At 62.3% G+C, this 7,500-nt stretch carries 2 protein-coding genes and 2 pseudogenes; 1 reads left to right on the top strand and 3 read right to left on the bottom strand.

Annotation, left to right across the window (positions count from 1 at the left end):
• The 3 genes and pseudogenes from IF809_RS37415 to IF809_RS37405 all read right to left on the bottom strand — a co-directional run.
• Nucleotides 1-2,642 (bottom strand): annotated as a pseudogene (locus IF809_RS37415) (Ulp1 family isopeptidase); the annotation flags it as partial.
• A gap of 272 nt (nucleotides 2,643-2,914) precedes the next feature.
• Nucleotides 2,915-5,167 (bottom strand): hypothetical protein, encoded by a 2,253-nt coding sequence (locus IF809_RS37410; protein WP_028144443.1) that lies wholly within the window; start codon nucleotides 5,165-5,167, stop codon nucleotides 2,915-2,917.
• Nucleotides 5,168-5,348: 181 nt separating this feature from the next.
• A pseudogene (locus IF809_RS37405) lies at nucleotides 5,349-5,700 on the bottom strand (DDE-type integrase/transposase/recombinase); the annotation flags it as partial.
• On the opposite strand from IF809_RS37405, the gene IF809_RS37400 reads away from it, so the two are divergent.
• Nucleotides 5,587-7,383, top strand: coding sequence for a recombinase family protein (locus IF809_RS37400; RefSeq protein WP_011084515.1), 1,797 nt, complete (start codon nucleotides 5,587-5,589; stop codon nucleotides 7,381-7,383). The pseudogene IF809_RS37405 and the gene IF809_RS37400 overlap by 114 nt on opposite strands.
• The last annotated feature ends 117 nt before the right edge of the window (nucleotides 7,384-7,500 follow it).

The following is a 7,500-nucleotide window of genomic DNA, read 5'->3' as shown; positions in this document are numbered from 1 at the left end:
GCATCGTCGCGCAACTCGGACGGCGTCGGCGCATTCAGATCAACAAATGGCTCAAGACCAGCGTAGGTGTCTGAACGAGCCCCGGCAGGATGCGCCGGCGCAAAGTGAGCATCGTCGCGCAACTCGGACGGCGTCGGCGCATTCAGATCAACAAATGGCTCAAGACCAGCGTAGGTGTCTGAACGAGCCCTGGCAGGATGCGCCGGCGCAAAGTGAGCATCGTCGCGCAACTCGGACGGCGTCGGCGCATTCAGATCAACAAATGGCTCAAGACCAGCGTAGGTGTCTGAACGGGCCCTGGCAGGATGCGCTGGCGCAAAATGAGCATCGTCGCGCAACTCGGACGGCGTCGGCGCATTCAGATCAACAGATGGCTCAAGCCTGCCCTTAGCATGTGACGGGGGCCTGGATGGTGATGCTGGTTCGTGCAGCTGTTCACCCAACCAAACCCAAGCTCCCGCGCTTGGGCTTGCCGGCGTTGAGGGAAGATCCTGCGCCGAGCCGGGATGCCGATCGCCCCACGCGGCCGGCGAGCTCGGCTGCTCAGGGCCTGGCAGCCCCAGCTCTCGGTTCGCCTCGATGAGTTTTAAGTAGCTGCGAAGATGCGACAAATCGGGACGGTATCTTGCGCCTCCGGTCCGTTGGAACGCCAGCACATCGTTGTCCAGCGTTAACTGCTCCTTGCTAGAGCCGTTAAGTCGCCCGATGATGCTCCCTTTGCGATTCCCTTTAAGCCACGCACTCAGCGCGCGAAGACGTGTCGCCCGCTTTTGCGCAGACCCCTTATCCTTCGCAGTTTTAACATGTTTCAGAGCTTGGCTCAGCGCGCCCTCGATGAGGGGCGCATCTTCTGGATGAGGAACCAGGCGACGTGGGGCACCGAGGACGCGGGGTTCGGGAGCTTCGGCTTCTTCACCCCCACGCAAGAGCCGCCGGAGAACATCCAGGGCCGATGTAATGCGGTGCTGGGGGTCACGGCCCAATCTCCGGTACGCCGCAATTTCCTCATCCAGCGGTGTACCTTTTCGTAGCCGAGAAGCTACGGACCCCCCATGCTCTGCGTTGACCCAGCGAACAAATCTCCCAAGCCCGGAAACACTGTTATTGATGGCGCCTGGGGTGAGCTTGCGCCGCTTGGCGTCTACACGAAACCTCGCCAAGAGCTCCGCGTCTTCCCCCGAGAGCGGCTCGCCGATCAGCTCGTTTTGCGACAGCATCGGAGCCTGCATCTGCGATGGGGACGCCGCCAGTTGATGGGATGGCGTCTGCATCAGCTGCCGCTCAACGGCGACGCCCTGCGGATTGCTTAGCGTCTTCTGCCTCTTCGCTGATCTCAACTCCCCTATATCATGCTCATTGATGACGAGAACCTGCTCGCCTGGCCCGAGCGGGTTCCTGTGACGTTTATCCGTCAGTTCGTCGTCATGGTGGCGCCAGTTCAGGGACCCTGCAGCATCCAATGCCAGGCCATGCGGCGGTGAAACCCCATGGTCGGCGCGGGGCAAGTTCAAGTCACGAAAAGACCCTCCTGCATCCGCTGCTTGTTGATGGTGCGCAATTGTCTCGATAGGCGGCGAGGAGCTGGGTCCGTCCATCGTCTCCAAAAGCAGATCCTGCTGGTTCGCAGGCAGAGTCTCCGGCCAGCTGATAGCTCCGCTCGAGCTGTGCTGTGCAGTCGCGGCCCGGGTCCGGCTCGGCTCAGCGCGAACCGCGCCTTCGAAATCAGGAACGGGGCGAATATGAGGCCGGAGCTCGATCGCTCTAGCACCCGCCGGCGACCTCAGGAGATGAGCCAGTGCGGCCCCGGCTTTTCTGCGGCCACGGGGGTCCGCCTCCTTATACTGGCTGACATCATTATCCAGCGAGCCGTCGCCAAGTCGAGCAGCAATGCCGGGCTTATCGTTCTCACGGAGGTAATCACTGAAATCGATAAGAAGAGTTGCATACTTCCTGACGGTGTTGGCGGTGCCTGACGCTGCATCTTCCTTGTACCCTTTGATGAGATCCGCATCTTGGGAATAGGGATTCAGCTCAACCCGGCTTGCAATCGGCGCGATGCCGCCCGGCGATTGGGAGGCTCGAAGATGAACCAGTGGCGTAGCGATGGCCTGCCCCTCCTGCTTGCCGAACTCCAGGGCATCCTCGACCAGCGACTCTTCGGAAAGCCGGGCAGCAATGCCCGGCTTTCCGTTCTTTACGAGCCAATGCCCCAATCCGAGAAGACAACGTACATTGCGCCTGACGGTGCGCTCGGAGGCCCCAGCCTTGAAGAGTGCCGGCCCGAGCCCCTCAATAAGAGACGCATCGTCGGAATAAACAGGATCCATGCCGCTTCCTGCGAAAACCAAATTTGCATGGCCGAGCGGCAGCGCCGACGCATTCAGCGTCGTTCCACCGCCTTCACCGTGCGGAGCCGGCGTATATGGTTGCCCGCTCGCCCGCACGATGGGTCGCGCCTCAGATCGCGATGCATCCGCTTGATAGGCGCGGACCTGCATGAGCACGGGAGCGGACAGGACAGCGACCTCGCTCAGCTGCCGCTGAAAGGCCGCCGCCTCTGCCGACGAGTCGGCTGGAGAGGCATCTTGCGCGTCCACGCTATCCGTTTGTTGCCCCCCCCGATTCATTGAGACGAATTTCATGTGTACTCACTTTCGAAGATGAAGAGCCTGGAGCGCTGATCGCATGCGCCTGGACTTGAGACGACACATCGCCGGCATTTGACGGTTCAGCTGCCAAGCGAAAGGAAGTTGGGGTCACGACGCTCCCGATCGAATTTCAATCGGACCCTGTTGTCGATCTGTTCGAGGAAGCCCGCGCCGGCTTCGAGCTCATCGAGGATTTCCTCTCGGTGAGAAACGGTCCACTTGATCGTGTCACCACAGCGACGCTCTGGCGCGGGACACCCAGGTAACTACATCCCGAGGCGCGCGAACTGCATCGACGCGTGCTCCGCCTCGGGAAGGGGATGCCACGGCTGGCCGCCAGCTGCGGTGCGCAACAAGGACCTACAGAACGCCGGCGTGAGCTTGCCGCGGTGGATCACGACGTTCTCGCGCCCCGTCGCAGCTCGAGCGCTCTGCCAGTCCTGATTGTAGCCGCGCTGGTCATTTGACTTCACGTGGCAAGCGGCGAACCCGGCATCGCTCAGCGTTGCCAACTGCCTGGCATGTACCGGCCGCTTGGTATGGATGTGCACCCACATCGGGCTTGGCGTCGCGCCATTGCGCAGGGCCTTGGGCTGCAGCTTGATCTCGAACAGTGTCCCCGGATCATCCTTCAAGGCGCGCGGTGAATTCACAGCCGCCAACTCCCCGGCCGCTCGCAACTGTTCAAGATACTTCTGGGACGGAAACGCGTAGGTCTTCATGCAATCGATCGTGATCACCGCCTTTTGCGCCGTGAAAGAGTTTGCCTGTCCCTGCACCTCGGACAACATCGCCTTGAGCCGGGCTATTTTGTCGTGCACTTCCGGCACTTGCGCAGGCGTGAGTAGGACACGTCGGCGAGGCTCCTCCAGCGCGGCTACACTGGCCTCAATCTCGGAGGCCTGTGTCTGCAGGCGCTTAACGACGAGATCCACGGCGTGATCGGCGTCCTCGGGCTTCCCGTGGCGCGCTTGCGAGACCGCGCTTTGCTGAGCCGGCAGATCGAACTGCAAAAGTTCGTCCAATCGCTTGAGTAATCCGGTCAGTGCGTTCCTGGAGGGCGGAGCCTGCAATATCTCCAGGTGCCCGGTCGCCGACGATGACGCCCTCGCGAGTGCCGCCTCCTCCGCGCTCGCGAGTTTCTTCGTACCCAGATCCGAGAGTACGATCACCTTGACTGTCGGGGCCGTGGCAGCGTCGGGCGTGGCGAGCTGCGGCTCGCGCGGCCCGGCCGCCGAACTTCGCTCGCCTGCGGCCGGTGCGCGCTTGCCCTTCCCCTCCCTGCGGGCCGCGCCCCCCTCAACCACTACGGCAGTCCGGGCCGTCGGCTCAATCACGGCGGGCGTCTTTGGCTGCACGTCCAAAAGACGCGTGACGTCGTCCGCGGTGACCCATGCACCATCCGCGATCTGGCCCAACAGTTTTAATGGAAGGTCGGCATCCGTTCCGGCGTCCCTTAGCCTGGTAACGATTCCGTGCACCCCTGAGGCAAATTCCGAAAGCCGCTCCATGACTCCTTCCAGAACGGTGCAGTGGTCTGCGTCGAGTGCCGCTCCGTTGCTGCTCAGAACGGCTTCGGACGCCGAGTTAAATGCCGGAAAAACATCCTCGATAAAGGTCCCGAGCAGACGCACCCGCCCATCCTCACCCATGAGGGCGTCGCTTACAGCTGGTTCGAACGTGCTCGCCCGCGACTCAATTAGAAGCTGAGCAAGAGCAACCTGCGATTGCAGATACACGCACTTCGTATAAAGTGCCCAGCCGGTCTGCAGGCGTAGTGCGGCCTCTTCGGCCTGCCGCATCTCGGGCGTGGTGCTCGGCAAGTTGGCGGTGGCCGCGCAGACGGACTGCATCCGTTCCATGCGCAATGCCTTCTTTCCCCACCCCTCCATGCAGGCCTCGTAGTGCTTCGCCACGCTGGATACCGCTCGGCTCAGCTGGTCAGGCTGAGCGTTGGCAACTCGCATATTCTTGAGCAAGGCTGTTGCTTTCTTCCTGCTCTTCTCCAGGTCGCCGATAATCCAGGTGGCCACGATGTCGCATTCGTTTCCCGCAGCGATAGTTTCCTCGCGGAGTCGGCGAGCCCGACCGTCGGAAAGAAGCCCCCGCGCCATGTCCGGGGGGAGGCTCGCGTAATAGCCCAGAACTTCCGAGCCTGCCTTGACGACTTGATCGATCAGCTCTTGCGCCTCCGACGGGTTCGGGTTCCGGGCTCGTGTGGCTGCATTTTTAGAAGCATCAAGCCCCGCAAGCAGGCTGCGCATTTTTTGCTTCGCTGCCTTGATTCCGTCGCCACTTGAGGAAATCTGGACTGCCACCGCCGAAGCTGGTGGCAGGCTCACGAGCGGAGCCGTTCCATCTCGAGGCCCGGAGCGCATCCGCTCCACGACAGAGTCGAAAGATTGCCCGCCCTCCCCGGGGGCGGGACCGAGCTCCGGGCTCGAACTACTCGATCCCCATGCGCTGTCGGCTCCTGCGGGCCCAACGTGCGATTTACCAGCTCGGCCAATGCCTGTCATATTCCACCTCCGATAAAGTCGAGAGTGCGCAGCCAGTCTGCATAGACTGGCTGGCTGACGAGTAGCTGACGTAGGGCGCTTCTCCCCGATTCACAGGAAAACCCGGATCACCGTGGGGTGCAATTCCATCGCGCCTGGCGTGCTGCTGGAGGCAGCGGGGCATCGTCAACTTAATCGACCGCGAGCCGAAGGAGGCGCTTCTCAAAGGTTCGAGATTCGGCGATAGCGCTTGTCGCGGAGATCTCGCGCCAAGTCGCAAAGGCTCGCCCGCGCGAAGCACGACGGAAGTCGGCAGTGACGGCTCCAGAATAGGGGATGTGGAAAAGGTTCGCGACCTGATCGTGAACTGACAGAAACCGTTGAGCCTGACGGGACGATTTGAAACGCTCCATGATCCGCTCGCGCCGCCGCGTCGGCTGATGAGAATTCTCGGCCCAATTGTTGAGAGCTTTGTGCTGGCGATGTTCGACGTGAAAGCCCATCTTCGCCCTCGCAGCGCCGTACGAACGGAGCTTGTCCGTGATTGTCCGTCGTCAGATGGTCGTTCAGCCGCCGGCGGCATACAACGCGCCGGATTCGAGCGAATGGTGGCGGAGGTTTGCCTCGGCAGGGTTGGTGCGGTTTGCGCCCGCGAGGTCTCGCGCTTCGCCCGCAACAGCCGGGATTGGCAGCAACTCATCGAGATGTGCCGCGTGGTCGATACCGTTCTGGTCGATCAAGAGACCATCTATGCGCCAAGGCACGGCAACGACCGCCTGCTGCTCGGGCTCAAGGGCAGCCTCAACGAGTACGAGCTGGATCTGTTGCGCCAGCGCTCGCTCTCGGCCCGCTACGAGAAGGCGCGCCGGGGCGAGTTGGTTGTGACAGCGCCCGTCGGCTTCGTGAAGGCCGGCGACCGTTATGAGAAAGACCCGGATCGGCGTGTCCAGGAGGCGATCAAGCTGGTGTTCGACAAGGTCGAGGAACTGGGCAGCGCGCGACAGGCGCTCTGCTGGCTCCATGAGTACAATCTCGATCTGCCGGTGAAGCAGACCAACGGCGACACGGCCTGGCGGCGACCAAACTACTCTGCCATCCACCGGATCATTGAGAACCCGGTCTACGGCGGCGCCTATGCCTATGGTAAGACAGCTGTGGCGGCGGGATACAGCACCGCTGGCGTGAGCCTGAAGATCCGCCGCAAGGCGCGGAACGAATGGCTGACGCTGAAGCCCAACACTCACGAAGGGTATGTGAGCTGGGAGAAGTTCGAGGCGATTCGCACCATGGTCAGCAGCAATGTTCCCACCAGTCGGCATCACGGCGCGCCCAACCATGGTGACGCGTTGCTGGCCGGTCTGATCCGCTGCAAGCGCTGCGGTCGCAAGCTCACACTCCGGTACTCCGGCATGGAGAACCATATCCCGCGCTACAGCTGCAACCGTGCCTGGATGGATAATGGCTGGGCCCACTGCATCGCCTTCGGCGGACTGCGCGTCGATGACGCCATCGAAGAATCGCTGCTTGGAGTCGTCGGTCCGGGCGCTGTCGCCGCCGCAACCGCTGCCGCCAAGGGAGCCAGGGAACGGCGCGATCAGGTACGCGATGCTCTCAGTCGCGACCTCGAAGCGGCGCGCTATGCCGCCGACAGGGCTTTCCGGCAATACGATGCCGCTGATCCCGCGAACCGGCTGGTGGCCAGTGAGCTGGAAGCGCGCTGGAACAGGGCGCTCGCTCACGCGGCGGAGGTTGAGGCCAAGATCGCCATGCATGATGCGGCCACGCCCGCACCCCTTGCCGATCCAGTCTCGCTCGGCGTTCTGGCCTCGAACCTCAAAACGGTCTGGGATGCGCCGACGACGGATGCTCGCCTCAAGAAGCGCATTGTGCGCACCCTCATCCATGAGGTCGTGGCCGATATCGACGACGCGGCCTCGGAGATCGTTCTCATCGTCCATTGGGTGGGGGGCGCCCACAGCGAGTTGCGCTTGCCGAAGCGCCGGCGCGGACAGCGCAACAGCACCTCTGCCGATATCGTCCAGGCCGTGCGTCAACTGGTGCTGATCGCCAGCGACGATCTGATTGCCGGCCTCCTCAATCGCAACGGCCTCAAGACCGGCAACGGCAATCGCTGGACCCGCGAGCGCGTCACATCAATGCGCTCGAACTACCACATCCCGGTGTTCAAGCCCGCCGAGGACGCGATCGAGCCATGGCTCGGGGCTTGGCAACCTTGACCATCACGCTACTCAACAAAACAGGTTATCGAATCTAGTCCCCGGAATCAGAGCTGAGTGATACGGCGGCCTTTGAAACGGCGTTGACGGACCTTTTTCTTGGTCCAGACGAAGGGC

The organism is Bradyrhizobium sp. UFLA06-24 (assembly GCF_054967145.1).
Note: the sequence above shows the minus strand (reverse complement) of the source record. Positions and strands in the feature narration are given on the sequence as shown.